Genomic DNA, 26,959 nt, shown 5'->3' with positions numbered 1-26,959 from the left:
GCGCCTTGCTGCGCCCGGAAGGGCTGAAAAATGAAGAAAATGGATCAAATTTCGACGCGGGTCGTTTTTTGAAAAGTACTGACGGCTCGATAGCCGGAAAACATCCGGCTATTTCAGACCATCCCTAAGGATGCCATCAGTACATTAAAAACAATATTTCGAGAGAATGGCATCTCTCAAGTATTTTTGGCACGCAGGAATTTTGACTTCACAACCAAGAAAACCGGACGCCATAGCCTGTCGAAATCATCGAGAGACGGACTATGCGCATCAACGTCATGAAGAAAATAATTGCCATTCCAACTTCATTATTGTTCGGCATTTTTATAGGTGTGATCGCTGATTATTGGGAGGTAAATATATACATCAAATGTTTAATTATTGGATTTGCAGTACATGCATCCTTTCGTTTTTTTGGAATTAACCCAAAAAAAGACCAACACAAGCATAATTGAAAAACATTTATTAATTTAAAGGCAGGACATCGACATGAGAGATCTCACCGAAGAAGAACAACTTGTGATTTTCGGCGCAGGCAACACCGTTGTCTCAGCAGAAACGATAGGAGCGTCAATCGGAGCAGGTGTTGGAAGTAGATTCGGAGACGCAGGCGCCGCAGTGGGTGGCATCGTGGGCGGGGCGGTGGGCAACTTTGTTGGTGGCCTCTCCGACGTCAATCCGATGCCTCGGAGTCTGATTCCTGTCGCAGGAGTGTCCAGCAGGAAGTTTTGGTGGTCTTGGAGCGACCGGAGCGTAGTTCCAGCGTTGACGATTCATTGACCCAACGGGTTGATCTCTATGATCGGCAACAACACCGCCATGACGATCACCAGCACCACCCCGCCCATGACCACGATCATCAGCGGCTCCAGCTGCGCGGTCATGCCCATCGCTCGGCGCTCGATGTCTTGGGTCAGGGTTTGCGCGGCGCGTTCGAGCATCGGTGGCAGGCAGCCGGTTTTCTCGCCGCTGGCGATCAGGTGGATCAGCACCGGCGGGAAGACTTTTCCACCCGTAGCGCCGCCGCCATCGCGAGCCTTGGCCGTGGCCTCGCTAACGCTCTGTCTCAGGCGTTCGTTGGACAGCGTCTGGCGCGTGGCCTCAGGCGCTTGCAGCAACGGCCCCCCTGCTCCGCCGAGAATCACCAGGTTCGAGGCACTGCGCGCGGTGTTGAGGCCCAGTACGAAACGTCCGATCAGCGGCAGGCGCAACACCCGTGCGTGCCAGTTCAACCGCGCCGCCAGTTCAGCGGCCGCCGGTTCCGATCAACAACTCACCGTTGCCCAATGGAAATAAATAGAGACAAACGACAGACCTGCTCCGTGGGAGCAAAGCTTGCTCGCGATCCAGGCGACACGGTCCGCCAGATTCACCTCATCATCGTTCATCGCGGGCAAGCCTTGCTCCCACAGTTGGCTCTCGCGGATCACGCACTGGGGCTCTGGCGAAAACTCACCGCCAGCCGGTTCCAGCTGTTGATGGTGCTGATCGCCAGGGTCAGGTCCACCAGTTCCTCCTCACTGAAACAGGCCCGGGCCTGGGCATAGACGTCGTCCGGCACCTGGCTCTCAGCCAATAGCGTCACCGCCTCGGTCCAGGCCAGGGCGGCGCGTTCGCGGGCCGTGAAAAAGCCGCTGTCGCGCCACACCGCCACCGCGTAGAGCCGTCGCTCGGTCTCGCCCTGGCGTCGTGCCTCCACCGAATGCATGTCGGTGCAGAAGGCGCAGCCATTGAGTTGTGAAGCGCGGATCTTGATCAGGTGCAGCAACGCCGGTTCGATACTCAGGCGGCTGGTCAGGGCTTCCAGGCCGATCATGGCTTTCATCGCCCCAGGCGATGCAGTGTAGTAATCCAGACGCGGGCTCATGGCGGGCTCCGTGGCATTCGAGAGTTTCACGGTAGGCCCTGATGCCAGGCAATGACAGGTCCAATTCGGCGAAAAAACCGGGGACAAGTCCAATCAGCGGGATTTTCCCCACGCAACTTCTACGCAGTCGCACAATGCGGGTAATCTTGCGCCTTTGACGCTGGCCGCCGAACAATCGCCCAGGAGCTTGCGGGTATGGAACTTCATGTTGTCATCAACGGCCGCAAGGACCTGTCGAGCCAGTTGTATCAACAATTGCGCAGCGCCATCGAGAGCGGCCGCCTCGCCGCTGGCACGCAACTGCCGCCCAGCCGCCTGCTGGCCGAGCAACTGGGGGTTTCGCGCAAGACCGTCTCCGACACCTACGCCCAACTGACCTACGAAAACCTGCTCACTGGCATCATCGGCAAAGGCACCTATGTCAACGCACGGCCGGCCAGGATCGTGCGCAAACAGAGCCACCGTGAGCTGGCCGGCGCCGACGTCGTCGAAGCCTGGCGCACCATGCCCGACCTGATGCGCCATCCCACCCTCGAAGGTGCGCTGCGCTACGACTTCATTGGCGGCGCCACCGGCAAGGGCCAGTTTCCGCTGGACGACTGGCGGCGCTGCACGGCCCACGCGCTGCGCCAGATTGCCAGTGCCAAGGGTTTCTACAGCCAGCCCGAAGGCCTGCCGTCCCTGCGCAATGCCATTGCCCGGCACATCGCGTTTTCCCGCGGGGTCAATTGCCAGGATGAAGACGTGGTGGTGTGCAACGGCGCGCAGCAGGCCTTGGACCTGATCTCGCGGGTGTTGACCCGCCCCGGCAGCCTGGTGGCCATGGAAGATCCGGGCTATCCGCCGGCGCGCTTGCTGTTCGGCTCCCAGGGCGCCACGGTGGTCGGAGTACCGGTCGACGAGCAAGGCATGCGCGTCGACCTGATCCCCGACGGCACGCGGTTGATTTATGTGACACCCTCCCACCAGTTTCCGTTGGGCATGCCCATGAGCCACGCCCGCCGCGAGGCCCTGCTGGCACGAGCCTATGAGCTGGGGGCGATCATCATCGAAGACGACTATGACAGTGAGTTCCGCTACGAAGGCCGGCCCGCCGATTCGTTGCAGAGCCTGGATGAGCGAGGGATCGTCGCTTACGTCGGCACCTTCTCCAAGACCTTATTACCGGAACTGCGGCTCGGCTATGCGATCCTGCCGCCGGCCATTCTTGAAGCGGTGATCCTGGCCAAGCGCCTCACCGACCAGCACACCTCCACCCTGCCCCAGTGGGCGCTGGCGAAGTTCATCGCCGAGGGTTGCCTGCTCAAGCACATCCGCCGCTGTCACACCCTGTATGCAGGTCGTCGCGAGCGAATCCTGGCACGCATGGCCGGGGATTTGTCGCCCTGGTTCGAGGCCGTGCCCACCACCGCGGGCTTTCATATGGCGGTGTTGTGCAAGGTCCCGGTGGACTTGGCGCTGGTGATCGAACTGGCAAAAAAAGCCGAAGTCGGGCTCTACAGCCTCGATGGTTTTTTCAATGAGGTACCCGTGCGGCCCGGCCTGTTCTTCGGTTTCGGTGCGATCGAAACCCTGGACATCGACATCGCCCTGGACCGCTTGCGCGACATTCTGCAACAAGTGGTCTGAGGGATTGGACTGGGCATTTATCCGCCCATTGGCTGTTTGAGCCTCGCCCCGCCGGGCCTATCCTGCACGGGTGTGATTGATATTGAGCAACCCCCTGCGACTTGATTGAGGAGCCTGAACAATGTCCCGCCAAGTGATCAATACCGTACAGGTGCAAGCCGCCGCCGGTCGCTCGGAAGAACTGGGCCGGCAATTGCAGCAAATCGTCGAGACCCTGCGTGCCCAGCCAGGCTGCGATGCCTACCTGGTCGACCGTTGCCCGGACGATGGCGACCGCTGGAGCGTCAGCGCCCGCTGGCAGTCGGAAGCGGCCATGCAGGCCCACTTCAACTGCCCGCAAGTGCAAGGCTTCATCAGCCTGATCGACAACCGCCTGGCGCGCAGCGTCGATTTCAACAGCTGACACCCCGCGCCTGTAGGCGCAGCCGAGTGCAACGAGGCTGCGATCTTGCCCAATCCAATTGAGTCTCAAGCGAAAGATCAAAAGATCAAAAGATCGCAGCCTTCGGCAGCTCCTACAGGGGGTACCTTTCAAGTTTGGTGGATCGCGGCATTGGTCTACCCACCTTCCGAAAGATTGGACGTTTGCTTGCCCCACCGTGGGGTTTAGGGTGAATCCATCGCTGCGACAGCACGAAATCACTCGAAACCACAGGTCATTCCTTCATGAAAACACTTTGTCTGATCGCCGCCCTCGGCCTACTGCCCATTACTCAGACCTACGCTCACGAAGCCGCGCCTTCGGAGAAGGTCACGGTGTTACAGGAGCAATTGCTGAAAAACGTTCCAGGTAAAAAAGCCAAGATGCTGACCGTCAGCTACGCCCCCGGCCAAGCGTCCATTGCCCATAAGCATGAGGGCACAGCCATGGCCTACGTACTGGAAGGTGCCATCACTTCCCAGGTCAAGGGTGAGTCGGCGAAGACCTACAAGGCTGGAGAGTTCTGGTATGAAGCGGCGGGTTCCGAACACTTGCTCTCGAAAAACGCCAGCGCGAGCCAGCCGGCGAAGCTGCTGGTGTTCATGGTGATGGGTGAGGATGAAGCGGTGTTGATACCGCTGAAAAACTGAGCCGCCGAGACGCAGTCCCCCTTGTGGGAGCAAAAAAAAACCCCGCATCTCTCAATGCGGGGCTTTTTCATTCAACGCTGGATCAGTTGGCCGTCACGACCGCCTGACCGCTCAACGCCAGGTCCAACAGTTCGCGGTTGGCAACCGCGTACATGGCGTAGTCGGTGCCGCTGGCGGCACGGATGTCCACCAGCATGGCGCGCCAGCGCTCGACCATTTCGTGATGCTGCTCAAGCCACAGCGCCAGGCGGGTTTCCACGTCCTGGGTAGCGTCGCCGTCCTGCAGAACCGAGATGGTGATCGCCCGTTGCTGCCAGTCGATGTCATCGCGGAACGCTTCACGGGCCAGTGCCTGCCAGTTGTTTTCCACCGGCAGTGCGCTGATCTGTTGCAGGTACCAGGTGATGTCCAGGGCGCTGCCCACCGCGAAGTAGGCCTTGGCCACATCGGCGGCGTTCTGGCCGGTGACGTCGGACGCCTCGATGATCGGCAGCAAGGTGTACAGGTGCGTGGTACCGGCAACCATGCGCGCCAGCAACTCCGGCACACCGGCGGCCACGTAGGCCTGGTAGCGGGTCTGCCAGCCTTCGCGGGTCGGGCCTTCCAGCAGTTCGTCGAGCTTGAGGCCCAACGCGGCCAGGTGCGGACCGAAGTGAGCGACATCACGAGCAGCGTTCTGCTCGTTGCGGCGGCTGCGCAGGAACCAGCGCGTAGCACGACGACCCAAGCGCATCAGCTCGTCCATCAGCTCCAGTTGCACGTCGGCCGAGACCTGGTGGTCCAGGGCTTCGATCTGACGGAACCAGTGCGGGAGGTGGAAGATGTCGCGCACGATCACATAAGCGCCAGCCACGTTCGCCGGGCTCATGCCCGTAGACTCCTTGAGCCGTTGAACGAAGGTGATGCCCATGTGGTTGACCAGGTCGTTGGCGATCTGGGTGCTGACGATCTCGCGCTTCAGGCGATGGCGACGCATGGCCTCGGAGAACTGGTTCACCAGCGTCGGCGGGAACGCCGTCTCCATGTCACGGGTCAGGTAATCGTCGTCCGGTACCAGGGAGTTGAGCAGCGCTTCCTTGAGGTCGATCTTGCTGTAGGAGATCAACACCGACAGTTCGGCACGGGTCAGGCCATGGCCCGCCGCGACACGCTCGTTGATCGCCTCTTCAGCCGGCAGGAACTCGATGGCGCGATCCAGCTTGCCGCGGCCTTCCAGATCGTTCATCAGGCGCTTGTATTCGGCGATCCGCACGAAGGCACGACGCGCAGCCAGGGACAAGGCCTGCGTCTGCTTGTAGTTGTTGCCCAAGACCAGGCCACCGACTTCGTCGGTCATGCTCGCCAGCAACTGGTTGCGTTGCTTGTCGGTCATGTCGCCGGCCTGCACCACTTCGTTGAGCAGGATCTTGATGTTCACTTCGTGGTCGGAGCAGTCCACGCCACCGGCGTTGTCGATGAAGTCGGTGTTGGAACCGCCGCCATTGAGGCCGAACTCGACGCGACCCAGTTGGGTCATGCCCAGGTTGCCGCCCTCGCCCACCACCTTGCAGCGCAGTTCGTTGCCGTTCACGCGCAGTGCATCGTTGGCCTTGTCGCCGACATCGGCGTGGCTTTCAGTGCTGGCCTTGACGTAGGTGCCGATACCGCCGTTCCACAACAGGTCCACTGGCGCCTTGAGCAAGGCATTGAGCAGCTCGGTCGGGGTCAGCTTGTCGGCCTGGATGTCGAAGCGTTCTTTCATCTGTGGCGAGATGGCGATGCTCTTCGCGCTGCGCGAGAAGATGCCGCCACCCTCGGACATGATGCTCGCGTCGTAGTCGGTCCAGGCCGAACGCGGCAGGTCGAACAGGCGCTTGCGCTCGGCAAAGCTGCTGGCAGGCTCCGGGTTCGGGTCGATGAAAATGTGCAGGTGGTTGAAGGCCGCGACCAGTTGCAGCGTCTCGGACATCAACAGGCCGTTGCCGAACACGTCACCGGCCATGTCGCCGACGCCCACCACGGTGATGCTGTCTTCCTGGACATTGATGTCGCGCTCGCGGAAGTGGCGCTGCACGCCGACCCACGCGCCCTTGGCGGTAATGCCCATCTTCTTGTGGTCGTAGCCCGCCGAACCGCCGGAGGCGAACGCATCGCCCAGCCAGAAGCCGTAGTCGATGGCGATGCCGTTGGCGATGTCGGAGAAAGTCGCAGTGCCCTTGTCCGCCGCCACGACCAGGTACGGGTCATCGTCGTCATGACGCACGACGTTGGCCGGCGGTACCAAGGCGCCGTCCTTGAGGTTGTCGGTGATGTCCAACAGGCCCGAGATGAAGATACGGTAGCAGGCGACGCCCTCGGCCGCGATCTCGTCCCGGCTGCCGCCCAACGGCAGGCGACGTGGCAGGAAACCACCCTTGGCGCCCACCGGCACGATCACCGAGTTCTTCACTTGCTGGGCTTTTACCAGGCCAAGCACTTCGGTGCGGTAGTCTTCTTCACGGTCGGACCAGCGCAGGCCGCCGCGAGCAACGTTGCCGAAGCGCAGGTGCACGCCTTCGACCCGTGGCGAGTAGACGAAAATCTCGAACTTGGGCACCGGCTTGGGCAGTTCCGGGATCAGGTGCGGGTTGAACTTGAAGCTGAAGTAGGACTTGTTCTGGCCGTTGGCGTCGGTCTGGTAGAAGTTGGTCCGCAGGGTGGCCTTGATCAGGTCCAGGTAGCGACGCAGGATACGGTCTTCGTTGAGCACCTGGACGTCGTCCAGGGCCGAGAGAATCGCTTGCTCCAGGCGCAGCTGCTTGTCTTCCAGGTCATCGCCGCTGAGTTTGCGCGCCAGGTAGAAACGGGTCTTGAACAGCCGGGTCAACTCGCGAGCGATGTCGGTGTGGTTGTTCAGGGTGCTGGCGATGTAACCCAGGTCGAAGCCCAGGCGGATCTGCTTCAGGTAACGGGCGTAGGCACGCAGCAGCGCCACGTCGCGCCATGGCAGGCCGGCGGTCAGCACCAGGCGGTTGAACGCATCGTTTTCGGCATCGCCACGCACGATGTGGACGAAGGCGTCCTGCAAGGTGTCGTTGAGTTGCTGGATATCCAGTTCCAGGCCTTCGGCGGCGGTGAACGCGAAATCATGAATCCAGAACTCGCGGCCATTGGTGTGGCGCAGGCGGTACGGGAATTCACCCAACACGCGCAGGCCAAGGTTTTCCAGGATCGGCAACACGTCGGACAGCGCCAGTGGCGTATCGGCGTGATACAGCTTGCAGTGCAGCTCACGCTGGCCGGAGACCTGGCCCAGCGGCTGGTAGAAGCTCATGACCAGCGGATTTTTTTCGTTCAGGCTCAGCAGGTGCTGCATGTCGACCACGGCCGAGTGCGCAGCAAAGCGTTCGCGGTAGCCGGCCGGGAAACCTTTCGGGAAATCCGACAGCACGTTGGTGCCCTGGGCTTCGCCGAAGCTCTCTACGACGAGGCTGGCGTAGTCGTCCTTCCAGCTGCGGCAGGCCTGCACGACTTCTTTTTCCAGCAGCAACGGGTCGATGTCGATGCGGTTCTTCGGGTCCACCCGCAGGATCAACTGCACACGGGCCAGTACGGATTCGGAGAAGAAGGTCCAGAACTCGCAGTCCGAAGCCTTCAGACGATCCATCAGCACTTGCTGGATCTTCTGGCGCACTTCAGTGGAATAGATATCACGTGGCACGTAGGCCAGGCAGTAGCAGAAACGGCCATACGGGTCTTTGCGCAGGAACACGCGGATCTTGTTGCGTTCCTGGATCTGCACGATGGACATGACGGTGCTGAACAGCTCGTCCACCGGGGTCTGGAACAGGTCGTCACGGGGCAGCACTTCGACCACCTGAGCCAGTTCCTTGCCCAGGTGCGCCTTGGCCTGGAAGCCCGAGCGACGCTCGATTTCCGCGACCTTGCGGCGGATGTACGGAATGACCCGCACGCTCTCGCCATACACCGAAGAGGTGTACAGGCCCATGAAGCGGCATTCCTTGATGACCTTGCCGTCGGCGTCGATTTCGCGGATCGACACATAGTCCGGGTAGGCCGGACGGTGCACGCGGCTCGGGTGCGCAGCCTTGGCGAACGACAACGGGGTCGGTTCGCGCAGGTAATTGACGGCGTAGTCTTCGATACGCAGGTCTTCGGCGGTCAGGCCGGCGCGCAGCAATTTAGTCAGGCCCAGGAACGAATCAGGGTTGTATTCGATGTGGCCACCATCGGCCTCATCGCGAACCACGAACTCTTCGTAGCCCAGGAAAGTGAAGTGGTTACCCACCAGCCATTCCAGGAAGCTCTTGATCTCGCTCTTTTCATCAGCGTCGATGGCGTAAGCGCTGCTGTCCAGGTTGTCGAGAATTTCCTGGACCTTGGTTTTCATCGGTTCGAAGTCAGCCACGGCCACGCGCACTTCGTCCAGCACTTGCTCAAGTTCCTTGCTCAGAACGTTGAGCTCGGCGGCGTTGGCGCAGCGGTCGATCTCCAGGTACATCAACGACTCTTGCAGGATGCCGTCGCCCTGGGTGCCTTTTGGCAGGACTTCCAGCAACTCGCCCTTGCTGCCGCGACGCACGCTCAGCACGGTGGTTTGCAGGGTATGGATGCTGTAGCCACGACGGTTCAGCTCGGTGCGGACCGAATCCACCAGGAACGGCAGGTCGTGGTGCAGCACTTCCACTGCCGTATGGGTCGACTGCCAGCCGTGGCGTTCGTAATCGGGGTTGTAGACGCGCACCTGCGGTTGCGTGTGTTCGAAGCGCTCAAGCAGGCGCCAGGCAGACAGGGTGCAGCCGGCAAGGTCGGACAACCGGCGCTGGGTAAGTTCATCGAGGGAAATGATGCCGAAGAATTGTTCAGCGAACAGCGCCACTTGTGGCAGTGCCTGTTCACTGATGTGCTGCGCCAGTGCCGCTTGCAGTTGGTGCTGGAAGTCGGCTTTGCTGGCTGCGGTGAAGAACGCCATCTGTGGTACTCCGCTTGGGCTTGTTATTGATTGAAGCGCGCGTGCAACCCCTGCGGGGCTGTCGGCCATCCTGTTCCTGATTCTCGGGCAGAGGAAACAGGATGACAGGTGGATGAAGCTGGACAGGCCCCGCAGGTCACATACTTTTCCATGTAATTTCATGTCATGGACACCTGCAAAAACCACCCTGGGGTGGCCTTTGCAGGTGCACATCCGTTGCGCAGCTTAACGAGTGCGACAATATGCCTGCTTGCAGCGCTGCGACATATTCGGTCATCGGCAAGCTAAACCGGCCCGAGTTCATCGAACAACCCTAGCAGCCCGGGGGCGAAACGGCACCTGGTAGTGTGAAACCGCAGCCCGATTGCGGTAATCCAGCGCAAAGTCCTCCAGACTGGCAAAATCCACTTTTTTTCGGCTCTTCGAGCCAGGAGCCAACACCATGCAAATGACCACCGCCCTGCTGATCGCCACCCCATGTGACGACGAAGAAGACAACCTGGCCATGATCTGCTGCCACAGCGCCCAGGGCGAGATGTTCCTGATGACCCGCTACCCCGACGAAGACGAACTGGAAATCACCCTCGATGGCGAGCCTTCGACGCTGGAGGGCGTGAAGGTCACCCTCAGCCCTACCCTGCTGAAAATCGAAATCGCCGCAGCGGATGCCGATGCGTTGAACGGCGACGACACGCTGGAGATCGTCCACGACACCGATGCGGCGGACCTGGCGCAAGTGGAACTGACGTTGCAGAACATCCTCAAGGGGACGGGGACCTATATAAGCCAACTGTAAAACCCGGACACGAACACGTTCCCGCTCGACAGCGCCTACACAGCTACAGACCAGCGGGAGCAAGCTCCCTCGCCACAGGATCAGTGCATCAGCCGTTATTCGTCTTGCTGCACGAGATTGCCATCGGCGTCATAGACCAGGTACTCGTCATCGTTATTCGGGTCCCTCACGTAGTAACGGGCCTCATTGCCGTTATCCGGCACCTTCATGCTGGTGTAGGCGCCCAGTTCCTTGGTCACCTTGTTGTTCTGACTGATCAAGACCAACCCGGAACCACCACCGGCCCGAATGGCCGCGGCGTAACGGGTCTGGAACGCGTTGATCTGGTTGTACTCCAGCGGCACCTGCAACCTGCCCGCAAGGTCGATGGCACCGTAGTTGCCATCGCGTCCGACCACCGCCATGCCGTTGGAAAATGGTTGCACCTCGTCATACGGTAACGTGATGGGTAGCCGCGTCCCCTGGCGATTGATAAAAGCAAACTTCCGGCTTTTAGCGTCCTGCACCAACAGCGGTTGCCGCCCCACAAACCGGCCTATCACGTTGTCACCCTGCCGGTTGATCCGTTTACCTTGCAGGTCGAATACGTCCTGGCGACGCCGATCGGCGGAGCTGGCGTAGAGCAACCCCTCGCTGTGCTCGATGCCTGAGAATTGCGTCGACAGGATTTCCTTGCCATCCAAGGTATAGGCGCCGTACAGCCCCTCCGTGACATCGGTTCGCTTGCCCAGACGGGCGATGAACAGGTTGTCGGTCACGGTGGGGTTGACGAACTTCATCGGCAAGACGAAACGATGACGCTTGGCATCGTAGAGCCCATAAGGGCCGTTGGTTTCACGCTCCACCAACAGCAGGCCATTGCTCAACGCCTCGGCGATGTGTTCGAACGGCAGGTCCACAAGCTGGTGGCTACCGGCAGGAAAATAGGCGAGCTGGCTGCGCAATGCCTGCCAGCCCGAGTCCGGGTCGCTGGATTTTTCCGGGAAAAAAAACGTGTAGGTATCGGCCAGCTGGCTATCTTGCACCTGCACCCAACGGGGCTTGATCAACCACTGGCCGGCCTGATCGATGAAGCCGTAGCGCTCGGCGTTCCGGTCCAGAGCGATGTAACGCGTCTGCTCCGCCAGGACGTTGTCGACCTGGGCGAACTCAACGGTGCTGTCTTCCATCGGATCGAGCACATGAATGAGGATACGTTGCGGGGTGGCCTCGAAGTGGTAGTCGACCTCGGTGTTTTTCAACGGCCCCACCTGAGCGGCCAGCGCCTGGGTCAGGCGCTCCAACTGCTGCTGTACCGCCTGGCCGGTCTTGAGCTGCTTAAGATCACCCTTGGTCTGCAGCAGCGCTCTGTAGTAGTCATGCAGCGCCGCGATATCGCCTTCGGAGGGGAACGCGCGGGAATTGTTACCGTTGCTGTAGAGCGCCTTGCCCGCGTCGTCCAGCCCCTGCACCACGAAGGTCGACATTTTCGGTGTACTCAGCCGCACAGAGGCGCTGGCGTCACCCAGGGCGGTGAGCTGGAAAGACTGGCCGTCGTCCAGGGTCACCTGCGGGTGATCCTTGTCCAGGACTACTTTCCTGAACGCCGGATAACTGCGGTAGGAGACCGTCAGGCCGAGACTCGCTAGAGGTTTGTTCGCCGTAAGTGCGAAGGCGTCTTGGGAGGAGATCGTGTCGTCGGACTCGACCTTGGGCGGCGCCTTGAGCTCGGCGAAGGTTTGCTCGCTGCCATCGCGAAACCGCAGGCGTTGCGGCAAGTACTGCTCGGCCACCGGCTCATCCGGCGTCGCGGCGCGCTTCCAGAGCGGATCAAGGCTGCTGGTGTCGAGCCTCACTTCAGAACCGTCGGCGAATAGCCTCTGGGCAAAACGCAGGCCCTGGACCGACGCCAGTTCAGCCTTCAGTTGCGCACTGGTGAACGGGACAAACAGCGGCTCGTACTGCAACGGCTGCTCGTCGGCAGACTCACTCGTCTCAATATTCAGGCTCAATTGCACGTCATTGAGCAGCTCCAGGGACCTGAGGGTTTCACCAGTGTCCTGAATCAGGTAATTGAGGCGTTTCTCCACCTCGGGCAATGCCAACGTGCCGATGTCTTCCATGCCCCCTTCGTTCAGTTGCTCGGCGACGAAACCTTCATCCGCCGGCGCGCCGCTGTGGCGAAACAGGTAATAGGATGCACAACCCACCACCAACAAGGTCACACTCAGTATCGACAGCAATCTCAGGCGAGGCTGGGTAAAGTTCATGGAGGCATCGGCAGTCAAGGGGCTGGGAGAGGTTGGCAGCTAACCACACGGCTTGGCGCGCTGCAAATCGGCTGGGTGGCGCCGATTTGGCTCTTCGTGCCCTCACCATAGAGGCAATGCTGTCCACTCAAGGTGGCGAGGCCACACGTCGGCTCTGCCATCCACTAGATGCGGGAAGCGATGGCAACCCTGTTCATTTAGATGTGCACGCAACACAACCTTTCCGGGCAACCCCGCCTTAGAACACCGCTGTAACCTTGCCAGACTATCCTTTTGATCCTTTCTTAAAATGATATAAACATCCCAAACGGAGAAAACAGTAGAGAGCAACCACACTTTCAACAAAGCAGCTACATTCCTACACCCCCCTCCTACTCAACGACAAGAACGAACCTACGTCAGCCTAGGAAGTCGCGCAATAGCCTTCACCTCACCCCAATGTTATTAATTAATCACTTGCGAACAAACGCAAGTTGGGCGCTCGCGTCGCGACGCCCATTAACTACATTGGAGTAAATCGACATGGGTAGGAAACGCTCTGAAATCAATCATACCTTTTTTGGCCTGCCGCAGGCTTTAGGCCTTTCTAAAGGCCTCCTCGCAACGGAAGCCGATTTTTTCGCGTCGCTGACCAATTAAGCCAGTGACCGATTAAATATCGGCGAACAGATGCCGAAAGGATCTCCTTTCGGCATCCTTTAATGGAGATCCATATGTCAGAACGAGAACTATCACCCACCGAAGCGCTATTCAATATCATGTCCACGCTCCATACACTGGGCCTCAGTGCAATAACACGGTATACGACACCATCCAAGCTAGTAGCAACGGCCGAACTATTTGATGACAATGACAACCTCGTTGAATCGGGCGCTGGCAAGGGACCAGATTCACTAATAGGCGCACTGGCAGAAAGCATTGAGCACTTCAGCACATTTCAGCCTCTTACTGATACTCCCATACGATACCGCTCCGACAAGATAGCTACTCAAAAAGCAGTTACAGAAGATGGGATTTTTACCAGCCTGCCTCACACCAAACAATTAATAGAATGCTTTAGGCTTACCTCGCTCAACAACAATGAAGAACTATTCGCACCGTGCGTCCTTCTACGTCCTGAAACGACGCAAAACATCCACGAAAATTCGAATTCCGCACTACGCTTTTTATCTCGCTACTCATCAAACTCAGGAATTGCTTTTGGTTGCACAGAGAACGAAGCACTGTTACATGGTATCCACGAAACAATCGAGAGGCATATCCTGTCTCTTTTCTACATGACTGTCTGTGGCCTCGGTCCGGCAATGGAACTATACACACCTTCTGCCGCGTTGCTTCAAACAGCACTGAGGAGCCACCCCGCTACCTTGGCGTCAGCGAACAGACTGCAAGTGATCATTATCAAGGACGTGCTATCAGTTTATTTTGCAGTGGCATTTCCCAAAGCGGGCCCTGGAGTTCACCATCTTTCACCCATCGGCTCCGGATGTTCGCTTGAAATCCACACTGCAATCCAAAGGGCAGTTACTGAACAGTTCCAGTCCGAGGACTTATATGATGCCGCTGAAGAATCTATAGATAGAGAAACCTTTGATTTACTGTCTAAATCAAGACACCTGAAACACTTAATTGACTTCGCGCCAGTCATAAAAGCGACACTCCCCATCATTGACATTCCTACACACATCGACCCCATAACAGTTTCCGCACAACTAGAAATACTGCAAAAAAACCTATCAATTAAAGACATGAACATATTCCACCGAACGGTAGCCCGCTTCTCAGGCAACAGCATCGTCACTCAAACTTACATTCCAGGACTTGAGCGTTTCAATATCATTAGAAACGGTCGCTTGGTGGTGCCTCAGTACGTGTTGCGCGGTTGAATTATCAAACACAAAGCAACCAGGAGTGAGTACATGCACAGCATCCGGGCAATGATAAAAAACGCCTATAAAAAACACACCAAACTTCTAGCAATCACTATAGTCACAATCATCGCGCTCAAATTCATCACACTTGCCCCTCCACTGCTACTCGGAACCATCATCGACACCCTGCAAGACAACAGAAATCCAGCATCCAGCACCCTGCTCGCACTGACGACAGGCCTGATTGTCGCGGGGTGCATTCATGCCATCATCACTCCTCTACAGCTCCATGCGCTGTCCAAGCTGGTACAGAGCATTATCATGAACGCTTCCATTGAGTGGATCACCGAACTCATAGGCAAAGAGTTTTCGTTATTCAACTCTTGGAGAATCGGCCATTTCATCAAATCGGTCGAACGCGGTATTACTGCGCACGAACAACTACTCACTTTCATTGTGACCATTGCGCTTCCCGTACTCTTGGAATTCATAGTTGTTGGGGCTGCTTTTATTTACATAGGTGGCGGTGAGATTTTTTTGAGCATGACGGCGTTCGGAATTATCTATCTGGCTGTTACCCATCAAATTATCAAATGGCGGAGAAGGCACATTGATGCAGTCAATGAGCAGGAAGATGAGTTAAGTGCCCACCTCTACAACACCCTCAACGCGGGAAAAACCATAAAACTGGAAAGTGCCATACCCACTGCCCTGCACCCGTTGAACGCGGCGTTCGGACGTTATGCCGACGCTGCTGTGACTACGGCATCCTCTGGCGGCCTGCTGAGCGCCGCCAAGATACTGTTCGTAAGCCTTTCCACTGGGGGATTGCTCTATTGGGGCGTCCTGGACCAGCTTTCGGGGCATCCCAGTATCAGTGTCGGGCAGCTGGTTGCCATTTTTTCAATCGCGGGGAGTTATCTGCTCAGTATTTCAACCTTGACTGAAGGGTATCGTGTTCTTGATCAGTTCCTTGCAGACCAGCGTCAATTTCAGGGTCTGCTATCACTTCCGGATTTCGATCGCAGCAATCGGCTGGCGTGGGTTGATTTCCAGCGGTCCTCAGTTCTGGAACTCGGCCCCTGCGAAGTCGCAGGAACGGGACCGCTTCGCCTGTCGATCAAGCGCCCCCTGGCATTTGCTCAAGGGCAGTCAGTGGCCGTTACGGGGCCTAGCGGCGCAGGCAAAACCACTTTTCTGGAAGTCCTCGCCGGGCTTGATGCATCAAAGCGAGACCAACTGAGTATCGACTCGGTACCGGTCTCACTTTTGTCCGGTCAAGCTCACTTGGACGCCTTGAGATATTGCCCCCAACAACCGCGGTTTCTGGAAGGCTCTTTTGAACAATCGGTTCTGTTCGGAGGCTGCGCATCGCCGATTTTGTCTAGAGCCATACGGCAATTGGAACTGGATGAGATCGTGACAACACGGCAGGTCAGCGAAAATGCATCGAATATCTCCGGAGGCGAAGCCAAACGCCTATCACTGCTGCGCCTGATCAACAAGCCCGGGAAATTCAATATGTTCGACGAGCCAAGCGCATCCATCGAACCTAGGCTGACCACGCCTCTTTGGGACCTGTTATTCAACGTTTTTGCCGGGCAGGGGTTGATATGTGTCACCCATGACGTTGACCACCTGCATCGGTTTGACCGGGTCATTGTGATGCATGACGGGGCAATCGTAGACGATGGTCCGTGGCGGGAGTTGGTCGACAGGCCAGCAATCAGGCTGCTGGTGGATGAGATTCGGATGCAAAAGTAGCGCAAATATGAGGTGCCGGATCTACTACGGTAATCGCGAACAGGCTCGCTCCCACACTGGATCGGTGGCGTGCCTTGCCCTGCATCCACCACCAATCCCTGTGGGAGCTGAGCTTGCTCGCGATAGCGGTGGGTCAGGCTGCATTGAAGTTGAATGCGCCGCAGCCATCGCGAGCAAGCTCGGCTCCCGTACCACCACAGACTTGGATGGCGTTGCGTATGAGGTTAGGCTTGGCCCAATAGACATTTTGCACGTCAACAGGATACAGGCCGGTGATCAAGCCGTTTACCCTGATACATCGTCGTTTCAGCTCCATCCGTTGGCGTACTCGAGTGACGTTGTGGACCGCCGCCACGGCTGCTGGCTTGCTCGTCGTGATGTTCGCCAGGCTGGCAGATCTGGCATTGTCGCAATTCGCGCAGCAAGCGGCTGAACGGCCTTGGCTGCCATTCATTTACACCCCTCTGATCGGTATGTTCGTGGTCTGGTTGACCACCCGTTTTTTCAAGGGCTCCCAAGGCAGCGGCATACCCCAGGTGATCGCCGCAACGAAACTGGCCAGACACGGGAAAAGCGTCGACAAGCTGGTTTCACCGCGAATTGCCTTTGGCAAGATCGGCCTGGGTGCGCTTGCACTGACAGGCGGCTTCTCCGCTGGGCGTGAAGGACCATCGGTACAGGTTGCCGCCTCGATCATGCATTTCTTCCACCGCTTTCTGCCCAATGCCCGGATCATTCGCGTAGAGGACTTGATACTGGCCGGTGGCGCCGCCGGTATTGCTGCGGCGTTCAATACTCCTCTGGCGGGTATTGCCTTTGCGGTTGAAGAGCTTGGCCGCAAGCTGGAAACCCGTACCAGCGGCGTATTGCTCAGCACCATTATTCTTTCAGGGATGGTCGCGATCGCCTTACAGGGAAACTACAACTATTTCGGTCATTTCGATGTTAAGGAGGTCGGCCGCGATATGCTTGTCCCGATACTGGTGGCGGGCATCGGCTGCGGCCTGCTGGGTGGGTTATTCAGCCGGATGCTGTTGTGGCCTCAGCGTCATCATCGGTTCGTGCTCTGGGAGTGGCGTCGGGCGCATCCGGTATGGTTCGCCGGGATCTGTGGCGTCATTGTGGCGATACTGGGTTGGCTCAGCGCAGGAACGTCGTTTGGAAGTGGCTACGGGATTACCTCCCAGGTCATCAACCAAGACGTCGGCCTGCCCTGGCATGCACCGATTACCCGTTTCCTCGCGACGATCGTCACTTACTTTTCCGGTATTCCGGGTGGCATCTTCGCGCCCTCCCTGGCGATCGGAGCCGCCGTTGGATCAAACGCTGCCGAACTGTTTGGTCTTGCCCTGCAACCCATTATTGCGTTGTGCATGGTTGGCTTTCTCGCCGCCGTCACACAGTCGCCAATCACCTCCGCAATCATCGTGATGGAGATGATCGATAGCCATGAGTTGGTCATCAGCCTCATGGCCGTGGCGTTAATATCCAAGGCGGCGAGTTCCAGGATGGGGCCAGAGTTGTATCAGCAGTTGGCGCGAGATTTCCTCCATACAGCAGAAAGCGAAACAGCATCGCGCAAACGCAATCCAGCGTAAACAGTGGCGCAAATGTGGCGAACCTGATGAATCCGGTGCCTGGAGGGGTTGCATCATTCGCCGCGGGCCAAGTCACCATCGCAAGCAAGCCCGTCCCACATTGAGTCCAAACCGATCACAAATCCGCACACCAGACAAAATCCCGTTAGTCGCCACCCCCCACCATGCATTAAAGTAACGTCCCCAGCCCCGGCGTTATCCGAACGCTTGGGGCCACCCTTTCCAGGAACAGTCACCGATGGAACATCGTGAAGCGCTGCTTGCGCTGCGAACCTTTCTTTCAACGCAGATTCTCGGCCAGGAAAAACTCATCGAGCGCCTGCTCATCGCCCTGCTTGCCGACGGCCACATGCTGGTAGAAGGCGCGCCGGGGCTGGCCAAGACCAAGGCCATCAAAGAGCTGGCCGAAGGCGTCGAAGCACAGTTCCATCGCATCCAGTTCACCCCCGACCTGCTGCCCGCCGACATCACCGGTACGGAAATCTATCGCCCGGAAACCGGCAGTTTCGTGTTCCAGCAAGGGCCGATTTTCCATAACCTGGTGCTGGCCGACGAAATCAACCGCGCCCCAGCCAAGGTCCAGTCGGCCTTGCTCGAAGCCATGGCCGAGCGGCAGGTCAGCGTCGGACGCAGCACCTATGAACTGTCGCCGCTGTTCCTGGTGATGGCCACGCAGAACCCGATCGAGCAGGAAGGCACCTACCCGCTGCCCGAAGCCCAGCTCGACCGGTTCCTGATGCACGTCAAGATCGGTTTTCCCGATGCCACGGTGGAACGTCGCATCCTCCAGCAGGCCCGGGGTGAAGCGCTGAACGGCGAGACCAAGCCCGAACGCCGCGTGAGCCAGCAGGCGATCTTCTCCGCGCGCAAGGAAATCCTCGGGTTGTACATGGCCGACGCCGTGGAGGAGTACCTGGTGCAACTGATCATGGCCACCCGCAACCCGGCCAAGTTCGATCCGGAAATGGCCGAGTGGATCTCCTACGGCGCCAGCCCGCGGGGCTCCATCGCCCTGGACCGCTGCGCCCGTGCCCACGCCTGGCTGGCCGGACGCGACTTTGTCAGCCCGGAAGATATCCAGGCCGTGCTGTTTGATGTGCTGCGCCATCGCATCATTCTGTCGTTCGAAGCCGAGGCCGCCGGCATCGACCAGGACCGGGTCGTGCAGCGGATTCTCGACGTCGTCGCTGTCGCTTGAGCATGCACCATGAATAACCCTCTGGCACCCGCACCGGGCATCCGCGTCAGCCTCTCGGAGCTGATCGAGATGCGCCATCGCGTGCGCGAGGTGCAGCTGTTCTCGACACCGGGACAGCGCAGTCCGCTGATCGGCCTGCATCACTCCAAGTTGCGCGGACGCGGGGTGGATTTCGACCAGGTGCGGGTCTATCAGGCCGGCGACGACGTACGCACCATTGACTGGCGCGTCACCGCCCGGACCCAGGAGCCCCACACCAAACTGTTCCACGAAGAACGCGAGCGACCGATCTTCATCATGATCGAGCAAAGCCACCGGCTGTTCTTCGGCTCGGGGCTGGTGTTCAAGTCAGTACTCGCCGCCCAGGCCGCCAGCCTGATCGGCTGGGCCGCGCTGGGGCACAACGACCGGGTCGGCGGCTTGGTGTTCGGCAATAACACCCATTACGAGGTCAAGCCGCGGCGCAGCAAACAAAGCCTGTTGCAATTGCTCAACCGTCTGGTGCGAGTCAATCAGTCACTGCACACCGAGGGCGAGCCGGATCGCGACTCGTTCGGCATCGCCCTGCGTCGGGCCCGGGAAGTGCTACGGCCCGGCAGTCTGGTGATCGTGATTTGCGACGAGCGTGCGTTGTCCGACAGCGCCGAACAGCAGTTGAGCCTGCTGTCGCGCCATTGCGACCTGTTACTGCTACCGCTGTCGGACCCGCTGGATCACGCCCTGCCCGCCGCCGGCCTGCTGCGCTTCACCCAACACGCTTCACAGTTGGAGCTCGACACCCTGAACTTCGAACTGCGCCAAGCCTATCGCGCCCAGGCCGAGGCGCGCCAAGAGCGCTGGGAAATACTGGCGCAGAAGCTGCGGATCCTGATGATGCCCCTCAGCACCCAGGGCGACATGGTCGAGCAACTGCGCGAATACCTGAACCCCAAGCGGGCCGGGAAAAGTCGATGAGCAACCTGGATCAATTGCAGCCGCTGATGGCGCCGCCCCCTATTGGTTTCTGGCCTCCCGCGCCGGGCTGGTGGTTGCTGCTGGTGTTGATCCCCTTGTTGGGCCTGGGCCTGTGGCAGTTGCGCCGGTTCATTCCCTCCAAGCGCACCGGTGCCCGTGCCGAACAACCCCTGGACCCGGTGCGACTGGCCGCGCTGGCCGAACTCGCTCTGCTACCCAAACCCTACGATGGGGCGCCGGCCGGGGCTTGGCTGCAGCAGCTCAACGGGCTGCTCAAGCGCCTGTGTCGCAACCATTACCCCTACAGCCAGAGCCACACCCTCAACGGGCGCAAATGGTTGGCGTTCCTGGATAACCGCTGCCCGGCAGCGGGCCTGACCCGCTGGATGGTATTGGTGGAAGGCGCCTACAAGCCCGAATGCAAGCTCGATGACAAAGCCATTGCCGGCCTGACCCAGGCGGTCGAAATCTGGATTCGCAAACATGTTTGAATTCGCCTGGCCGTGGGTGTTCGCCCTGTTGCCGCTGCCCTGGCTGATGCGCCTGGTGCTGCCGGCGGCCGACAGCGGCGAGCCGGCGCTCAAGGTCAGTTTCCTCGGCGACCTGGAAGGCCTGGTGGGTCGGCGAGCCCGGGCCAACCTGCCGACCTGGCGACAACAGGCGCCCTTCATCCTGCTCTGGCTGCTGTTGCTGATCGCCGCTGCTCGACCGCAGTGGTTGGGCGAGCCATTGCCCATTGCCGCCAGCGGTCGTGACCTGCTGATGGCGGTGGATGTATCGGGCTCCATGGACTTTCCCGACATGCAGTGGAAAGACGATGACGTCAGTCGCCTCGCGCTGGTCCAGCATATGCTCGGGGATTTTCTCGAAGGCCGCGAAGGTGACCGGGTCGGCCTGATCCTGTTTGGCAGCCAGGCCTACTTGCAGGCACCGCTGACCTTCGACCGCCGCACGGTGCGCCATTGGCTCGATGAGGCGCGTATCGGCATCGCTGGCAAGAATACGGCCATCGGCGACGCCATCGGCCTGGCCCTCAAGCGTCTGCGCCAACGGCCGGCCCACAGCCGCGTATTGATTCTGGTCACCGACGGCGCCAACAACGGCGGCGAAATCGCCCCCCTCACCGCCGCGCGACTGGCCGCCGACGAAGGCGTGAAAATCTACCCGATCGGCATCGGTGCCGACCCGGAACAAAGCGGTACCACGGGTTTACTCGGCGTCAACCCGAGCCTGGACCTGGACGAACCGACACTCAAGGAAATTGCCCAAGTCACCGGCGGCCGGTATTTTCGTGCCCAGGATGGTGAGCAGTTACTGGCGATCAAGACCACCCTCGACCAGCTCGAACCGGTGACTCAGCAACCGACCCAGGCCCGTCCTGCCCTGGCGCTGTATCACTGGCCCCTGGCCGTTGTGTTGCTGTTGAGCATGTTGCTGGTGGCCCGGGCGCGCTGGCCGGACAATCCATTGCAGCGCCTGTTCAACCAGCCGCTGTTCCAGCCGGCCCAACACACCGAGTGGCGCCAGCGGCTCAAGCGCCTGCGCTTGCGGAGGCGTCGATGATCGCTCTCTGGCCACACTGGCTACGCCCCTGGTTCGTGTTGCTGCTGCCTCTGCTGGGTTGGTTGCTCTGGCAACTGTGGCACCGGCAGAAACGCGTGGGCCGCTGGCAGATGATCCTGCCTCCCGCCTTTCATGCTGTGCTGCTCAGTGGCGGCAGTGGCCGTGAAAGCCGGTTGCCTTGGATTGCCCTGGGCCTGGGTTGGCTGTTGATCGTGCTGGCGTTGCTAGGGCCGAGCTGGGCGCGGGTCGAACAAACCAGCCAGAAACCCGCCGACCCGCTGGTGGTCGTGCTGGAGCTGACCCCGGAAATGCTCGCCACCGACGTCCCGCCCACGCGCCTGGAACAGGCCCGGCGCAAGGTACTGGACCTGCTGCAGAACCGCAGCGACGCCCAGACCGCGATCATCGTCTATGCTGGCAGCGCCCATACGCTGGTGCCATTGTCCGACGACCTGGCCACCAGCGCCAACCTGCTCGAAGCCCTCGCACCATCGATCATGCCGCAAAGCGGCCATCGTGCCGACCTGGCGGTCCGCAAGGCCCTGGCTCTGCTGGACCAGGGCGAACTGGGCCATGGCCGGATCCTGCTGATCGGTTCGTCGCTGAACGAGCAGGAACGCCAAAGCATTCGCCAGGCCCTGAACGGTTCCGCCACGCAATGGTTGATGCTGGGCATCGGTACCCGCGAAGGCGCACCGGTGCCCCAGGAAGATGGCAGTTACCTCAAGGATGCACAGGGTTCGATTCTGCTACCGCGCTTGGACAGCCCAGGCCTCAAGGCCTTTGCCAACAAGCTGGATGGCCGCTACCGGCCAGCACGCCTGGACGACAGCGACCTGCACGGCCTCGGCCTGTTGGACGGTCCTCGCCATCTGCGCAGCGACGGGCAAACACTGCGCCTGGACACCTGGGCCGACCAAGGCTATTGGCTGCTCCTGCCCCTATTGCTGCTGGCCGCCTGTGCCGGCCGGCGAGGCTGGCTGTTTTGCCTGCCGCTGCTGTTCATGTTGCCGCAAACCGGCCACGCCTTCGAATTCCAGGACCTGTGGCTGCGCGCCGACCAACAGGGCCAGCATCTGCTCAAGCAAAAACGTCCCGCCGAAGCCGCCGCCCACTTCAAGGACAGCCAGTGGCAAGGCGTCGCCCTGTACGAAGCCGGCCAATACAGCGAAGCCGCCCGACGCTTCGCCGAAGGCAACGACGCCCGCGCGCACTACAATCGTGGCAATGCCCTGGCCAGGAGCGGCGAACTGGAAGCCGCGCTGGATGCCTACGAGCAGGCCCTGGAGTTGCAACCCGACCTGCGCCCCGCCCAGACCAACAAGGCGCTGGTGGAAAGCTTGTTGAAAGAGCCGCCCCCCGTACCGGAAGAGCCCAGGCCTGCCGAAAACGAGGAGCCGGACCGCGCCGAGCAATCGCCCGATGCCGACTCACCCACCCAGTCTTCCGCACCGGGGCAGCCCTCCCACGAAGCAAGCGCGACATCGGACCCATCCCAGCCCCCGCGAACGGCACAACCGTCTACCGCTCAGGATGTACCGGGCAGCGAACTGCCCGATGAGCAAACCACCACCCCACCACTGCGTCCTGCCGCAGGTCAGCGCAATGAAGAAGAACAGCGCCAGGCACTGGAACAATGGCTGCGCCAGATCCCGGATAATCCAGGGGAGTTGCTCAGGCGTAAATTCTGGTATGAACAGCAAAGCCACCAGGCCCAGGAAAAAACCCAATGACCCGCTTCACCGCCTATCTCCTCGTGTTGTTGCTCTGGGCCTCTGGAACCCAGGCTGCACAGCTAACTGCCAGTGTGGACCGCAGCCGCCTGAACTCCGGGGAAACGGTGGAACTGACCCTGGAATCCAACGACGCCACGTTGTTTGGCAAACCGGACCTGGGCCCGCTTCAGGCCTTGTTCGATGTGCGCGGTACCCGTCAGGTCAACCAGTTGACGACCCTCGACGGTGAAAATCGCGCCACCACCCGTTGGATCGTGACCCTGCTGCCGCGCCACAGCGGCACCGTGATCATTCCCCCATTGCGACTGGGCGAAGTGACCAGCCAGCCGATCACCCTGCAAGTGATCGAAAGCGAAACCCGCAACGCCTCGGGGCCCCTGGCACCGGTGTTCATCGAGGCCAGCCTCGACCAGACCGAAGTGTATGTTCAGGCCCAGGCGATCTTGACCCTGCGCATCTACCATTCGGTGTCGCTGTACGACGACAGCAGCCTCACGCCGCTGCACATCCCCGATGCCCGCACCGAGCAACTGGGCGAATCGCGCACCTATGAAAAAGTCATCAACGATGTCCGCCATGGCGTGATCGAACTGCGCTACGGCATCTACCCGCAGCGCAGCGGCGAACTGACGATTCCGGCCCAGACATTCAGTGCCACCCTGGTCGAGCCGGTGGCCCAGGACGCCGTACCTTCGGGCCCCAAACCCGGCCAGTTGATGCGAGTCAGCTCCGCGCAACTGTTGCTACACGTCAAACCCAAGCCTGCCATCTATCCGGCCGACGTGCCCTGGCTGCCCGCACGCAGCCTGTCCTTGAGTGAAAGCTGGAGCCCGGAACCGACCCATAGCCAGGTGGGCGACTCCCTGACCCGCAGCCTGACCCTGGAAGCCGAAGGCCTGGCCAGCGCCCAGCTGCCACCGCTGCCCGCCACAGAGATCAATGGCCTGCGGCGCTATCCGGACCAACCGGTACTCAGCAGCCGTCAAAGTGAGCGCGGGTTAGTGGGCAGCCGCGAAGACCGCGAGGCGCTGGTGCCCAACCGCAGCGGGACCATCGAGCTGCCACCGGTGGAAGTGGTCTGGTGGAACACCCTGGAAGACCACCTGGACCGCACCAGCCTCCCCGCGCGGACCCTGCAAGTAGCGAACAATCCAAGCCTGATGGTAGACACGCCGGCCGGTACGACGCAGATCGTGACAACGGTCGACAGCGAGGCCCTGTGGTACTGGCAACTGAGCACCTTCCTCCTCGCCTGCACCACGCTGCTGGGTTTTGGCTTGTGGTGGCGCGCCCGCTGGCAGCCGGCGATCCTGCGCTCGACCCAGACCGGACCGAACCCGCGCACCCTGCTGGATGATCTCAAGCGTACCTGCCTGGCCAACGACCCCCACGCCACCCGCCAGGCCCTCGACGCCTGGGCCCGCCAGCAACCGGAAACCCTGGCCGACATGGCGGCGCGCTTCGTGCCGCTGTCCGACGCCCTGGACGGCCTCAATGGCGCGCTCTACAGCGAAACCGGCCAGCATTGGCAAGGAGAGGACTTGTGGCGGGCCATTCGTACCATTCCCACCGCAGATCGCTCCCAGGACCCACTGGGCGACAGTGGTTTGCCGCCGCTTTATCCGAAGTGATTGCAATAAGGTCAGACAATCAATCAAACCGCGTCTAGAGGTTGAGATGGAGCTCGGCATCCAGATGAATGGCCTGTAGAAAAGTCCTGTCGTGAGAAACCACGATCAATGAACCTTGGTACTGGTTGAGCATTTGCTCCAGCGCGATTCGACTGGGTAGATCCAAGTGGTTGTCCGGCTCATCCAGCAACAGCAACTGCGGTGGCCGCTGTGCATGTAGCTGTGCCGCGAGCGCTATTTTCAGGCGCTCGCCACCACTCAATTGATAGGTCTTGAGCAGCGCACGATCCGCATCGATGCCCATTTGCGCCAACCGGGTTCGCGCCTCGGCTTCGGGCAACTGGGGATTGCTCTCGTGGAGCCATTGCACTGGCGTGCGGTCGGGGTACTGCAATCCAGCATGTTGATCCAACCACCCGATAAGGCAACTGCGTATCAGCTCACCTTCCCGCGCCGGCAGTTGACCGGCGATGACCCGCAGCAGGGTTGATTTCCCGCTACCGTTGGGGCCCAAGACTGCCAGGCGCATAGGCCCCGTCAACGTCAGATTGACAGGCGTAGCGCAACCATACGGCAACACGATGTCATTGAGCTGCAATATCAACTTGCCGTTAGGCACAGTGCTTTCCGGGGACAGCATCATGCGCTGAATCTGCGGCGCACACCGCGCACGAGCCTCGGCAATACGTCGTTGCTGCTGCTCACGGGCCACTTGTTGATTGAGGCGCAATTTCCCCTGGCTGTTTTCACTGCGTTCTTTCTGGGCGTTGGTAATCAGCTTGGTCTGATTGCCTTCACGGGTCTGACGGTCGCCGCGGGCATTGCGCCGTTGCTGACGCTCCATCTGCACGCCCCTCTCACGGTGCTCACGCTTGGCCTGCGCCCGCTCCACTTGCAACGCCGACTGGAACGACTGCTGCTCCTGCTCGCGTGCCGCCGCATACTGACGGTAGCTGCCGCCATAAACCCCCAACCCCAACGGTGAAAGCTCGACAATTTCGTTCACGTGCTCCAGAAGCGCGCGGTCGTGGCTGATCAGCACCAGGCCGTTGGGCCAGCGATCGATCTGCTGCGCAAGCTTGTGTTGCTGATCAATATCCAGGTGGTTGCTGGGCTCATCCAGAATGAGCCAGTCAGCCCTGGATAACCACGCCCCCAGCAGCGCCACCCGTTGCCGTTCGCCGCCACTGAGTGCGTCGGTGCATGCGTGGGCATTCAAGTGACCGAGGCCGATCTGCTGCAGTTGCGCCTCAAGGCGTGCTGCGCAATCCCATTGATCGACCACCAGCGAATGGTCGTCATCGTCGACGCTACCTCGGGCAATGCGATCCAGTGCCGCCAGAATGTGGTCGACCCCGGCCAGCGCGGCGACGCTGGGATAGCGCTCGGGTTCCAGTAATTGCGCCACGGCGTAAACCCGTCCTTCGCGGCGGACGGTGCCGCTGGTGGGCCTTTGTTCCCCCGTCAGCAGCCGACCCAGCAACGACTTGCCACAGCCTTTGGCCCCCACGATACCTGTGGCTCTGGCGCTGAAGGTATGGTTCAAGTGATCGAGCAGAACGCGCCCGTCGGGCAGATTGAACGACACTTGGTCGAGTTGGAGTAATCGTTGGGTCATGAAACCTCCTTGGACAATCGGCCCGACGGGCACTGAATCGTTCCCTGATGTCGTCGCGGTGGCAATAAGGATCACCATGTTTGACTACGGCACGGGCCGCCAGACCGTGCGGGTAGGCAAAACGGGGCTCATTTTTGGCTCTCCAATAGCGACAAACACGGACCGATTCCACCACAAAGCAGCCAATTGCCCGACTTAGTTTGAGCAAACTCACGCCCGACAGCTCTACATCGGCCCGCACCGCCGTTTCGTGCATCGAACAATCCGTGCTCAGATCCATCAATAGTCAGGCGGTTCAGGTTGCGCGGCTATCCCCCCGCCGCAATACGCCCCTCAAGAAATACCTGCCCCGGCAACGTAAACCCTCGTAGCCTGAGCAACGCCATCGGCCCGGCGTCCAGCTCGGTGCGCAAGTGCCAGGTCAAACCCAGCCCATCGGGGGCCTTGAGCACCATGCGGTAGC

17 protein-coding genes and 1 pseudogene are annotated in these 26,959 nt (G+C 60.0%); 13 read left to right on the top strand and 5 right to left on the bottom strand.

The window, feature by feature from the left end:
• Positions 1 to 773: 773 nt before the first annotated feature.
• Both AACY31_RS26645 and AACY31_RS26640 read right to left on the bottom strand, forming a co-directional pair.
• A pseudogene (locus AACY31_RS26645) lies at positions 774 to 1,238 on the bottom strand (type II secretion system F family protein); the annotation flags it as partial.
• A 188-nt stretch (positions 1,239 to 1,426) separates the two neighbouring features.
• Positions 1,427 to 1,867, bottom strand: a complete 441-nt coding sequence (locus AACY31_RS26640) for a carboxymuconolactone decarboxylase family protein (protein WP_212800175.1) — start codon at positions 1,865 to 1,867, stop codon at positions 1,427 to 1,429.
• A 195-nt stretch (positions 1,868 to 2,062) separates the two neighbouring features.
• Here AACY31_RS26640 and pdxR point away from each other — a divergent pair, with 195 nt between their 5' ends.
• The 3 genes from pdxR (at position 2,063) to AACY31_RS26625 (ending at position 4,567) form a co-directional block, all read left to right on the top strand.
• The gene (gene pdxR / locus AACY31_RS26635; protein WP_339480960.1) at positions 2,063 to 3,496 is read left to right on the top strand and encodes a MocR-like pyridoxine biosynthesis transcription factor PdxR; all 1,434 of its coding nucleotides are present in this window, start codon (positions 2,063 to 2,065) and stop codon (positions 3,494 to 3,496) included.
• A gap of 121 nt (positions 3,497 to 3,617) precedes the next feature.
• Positions 3,618 to 3,899, top strand: coding sequence for an antibiotic biosynthesis monooxygenase family protein (locus AACY31_RS26630; RefSeq protein ID WP_339480962.1), 282 nt, complete (start codon positions 3,618 to 3,620; stop codon positions 3,897 to 3,899).
• Between the two features lie 263 nt (positions 3,900 to 4,162).
• Complete coding sequence (locus AACY31_RS26625; protein ID WP_339480964.1) at positions 4,163 to 4,567, top strand: cupin domain-containing protein; 405 nt, start codon at positions 4,163 to 4,165, stop codon at positions 4,565 to 4,567.
• 82 nt (positions 4,568 to 4,649) lie between these two features.
• Here AACY31_RS26625 and AACY31_RS26620 read toward each other — a convergent pair whose 3' ends face one another.
• Positions 4,650 to 9,518 (bottom strand): NAD-glutamate dehydrogenase, encoded by a 4,869-nt coding sequence (locus AACY31_RS26620; protein ID WP_339480965.1) that lies wholly within the window; start codon positions 9,516 to 9,518, stop codon positions 4,650 to 4,652.
• 442 nt (positions 9,519 to 9,960) lie between these two features.
• Here AACY31_RS26620 and AACY31_RS26615 point away from each other — a divergent pair, with 442 nt between their 5' ends.
• The gene (locus AACY31_RS26615; RefSeq protein WP_339480966.1) at positions 9,961 to 10,314 is read left to right on the top strand and encodes a hypothetical protein; all 354 of its coding nucleotides are present in this window, start codon (positions 9,961 to 9,963) and stop codon (positions 10,312 to 10,314) included.
• 95 nt (positions 10,315 to 10,409) lie between these two features.
• On the opposite strand, the gene AACY31_RS26610 is transcribed toward AACY31_RS26615, so the two are convergent.
• Complete coding sequence (locus AACY31_RS26610) at positions 10,410 to 12,563, bottom strand: WG repeat-containing protein (RefSeq protein WP_339505391.1); 2,154 nt, start codon at positions 12,561 to 12,563, stop codon at positions 10,410 to 10,412.
• Positions 12,564 to 13,276: 713 nt separating this feature from the next.
• Here AACY31_RS26610 and AACY31_RS26605 point away from each other — a divergent pair.
• The 9 genes from AACY31_RS26605 (at position 13,277) to AACY31_RS26565 (ending at position 24,878) form a co-directional block, all read left to right on the top strand.
• Positions 13,277 to 14,449 carry a YcaO-like family protein gene (locus AACY31_RS26605; protein WP_339505390.1) on the top strand — a complete coding sequence of 391 codons (1,173 nt, stop codon included), beginning with the start codon at positions 13,277 to 13,279 and terminating at the stop codon, positions 14,447 to 14,449.
• A gap of 33 nt (positions 14,450 to 14,482) precedes the next feature.
• Positions 14,483 to 16,198, top strand: a complete 1,716-nt coding sequence (locus tag AACY31_RS26600) for an ATP-binding cassette domain-containing protein (RefSeq protein WP_339480973.1) — start codon at positions 14,483 to 14,485, stop codon at positions 16,196 to 16,198.
• 272 nt (positions 16,199 to 16,470) lie between these two features.
• Complete coding sequence (locus AACY31_RS26595) at positions 16,471 to 17,796, top strand: chloride channel protein (RefSeq protein ID WP_339505389.1); 1,326 nt, start codon at positions 16,471 to 16,473, stop codon at positions 17,794 to 17,796.
• A 238-nt stretch (positions 17,797 to 18,034) separates the two neighbouring features.
• Positions 18,035 to 18,994, top strand: coding sequence for an AAA family ATPase (locus tag AACY31_RS26590; RefSeq protein ID WP_339480975.1), 960 nt, complete (start codon positions 18,035 to 18,037; stop codon positions 18,992 to 18,994).
• 9 nt (positions 18,995 to 19,003) lie between these two features.
• Complete coding sequence (locus AACY31_RS26585) at positions 19,004 to 19,948, top strand: DUF58 domain-containing protein (protein WP_339480976.1); 945 nt, start codon at positions 19,004 to 19,006, stop codon at positions 19,946 to 19,948.
• On the top strand, positions 19,945 to 20,439 hold the full coding sequence (locus tag AACY31_RS26580; RefSeq protein WP_339480978.1) for a DUF4381 domain-containing protein: 495 nt from the start codon (positions 19,945 to 19,947) through the stop codon (positions 20,437 to 20,439). Before AACY31_RS26585 ends, AACY31_RS26580 begins: the two co-directional genes overlap by 4 nt.
• Positions 20,432 to 21,511, top strand: coding sequence for a vWA domain-containing protein (locus AACY31_RS26575; RefSeq protein ID WP_339480980.1), 1,080 nt, complete (start codon positions 20,432 to 20,434; stop codon positions 21,509 to 21,511). Before AACY31_RS26580 ends, AACY31_RS26575 begins: the two co-directional genes overlap by 8 nt.
• Positions 21,508 to 23,244, top strand: a complete 1,737-nt coding sequence (locus tag AACY31_RS26570; protein ID WP_339505388.1) for a tetratricopeptide repeat protein — start codon at positions 21,508 to 21,510, stop codon at positions 23,242 to 23,244. The genes AACY31_RS26575 and AACY31_RS26570 overlap by 4 nt, the downstream gene beginning before the upstream one ends.
• Positions 23,241 to 24,878, top strand: coding sequence for a BatD family protein (locus AACY31_RS26565; RefSeq protein ID WP_339505386.1), 1,638 nt, complete (start codon positions 23,241 to 23,243; stop codon positions 24,876 to 24,878). The genes AACY31_RS26570 and AACY31_RS26565 overlap by 4 nt, the downstream gene beginning before the upstream one ends.
• A 34-nt stretch (positions 24,879 to 24,912) precedes the next feature.
• Here AACY31_RS26565 and AACY31_RS26560 read toward each other — a convergent pair whose 3' ends face one another.
• Positions 24,913 to 26,496 (bottom strand): ABC-F family ATP-binding cassette domain-containing protein, encoded by a 1,584-nt coding sequence (locus AACY31_RS26560; protein ID WP_339493124.1) that lies wholly within the window; start codon positions 26,494 to 26,496, stop codon positions 24,913 to 24,915.
• Positions 26,497 to 26,959 lie beyond the last annotated feature (463 nt).

The organism is Pseudomonas sp. RL_105y_Pfl2_101, assembly GCF_963970585.1.
In the GTDB taxonomy this organism is placed as follows: Bacteria; Pseudomonadota; Gammaproteobacteria; order Pseudomonadales; family Pseudomonadaceae; genus Aquipseudomonas.
This window is presented reverse-complemented; position numbering and strand designations above follow the sequence as displayed.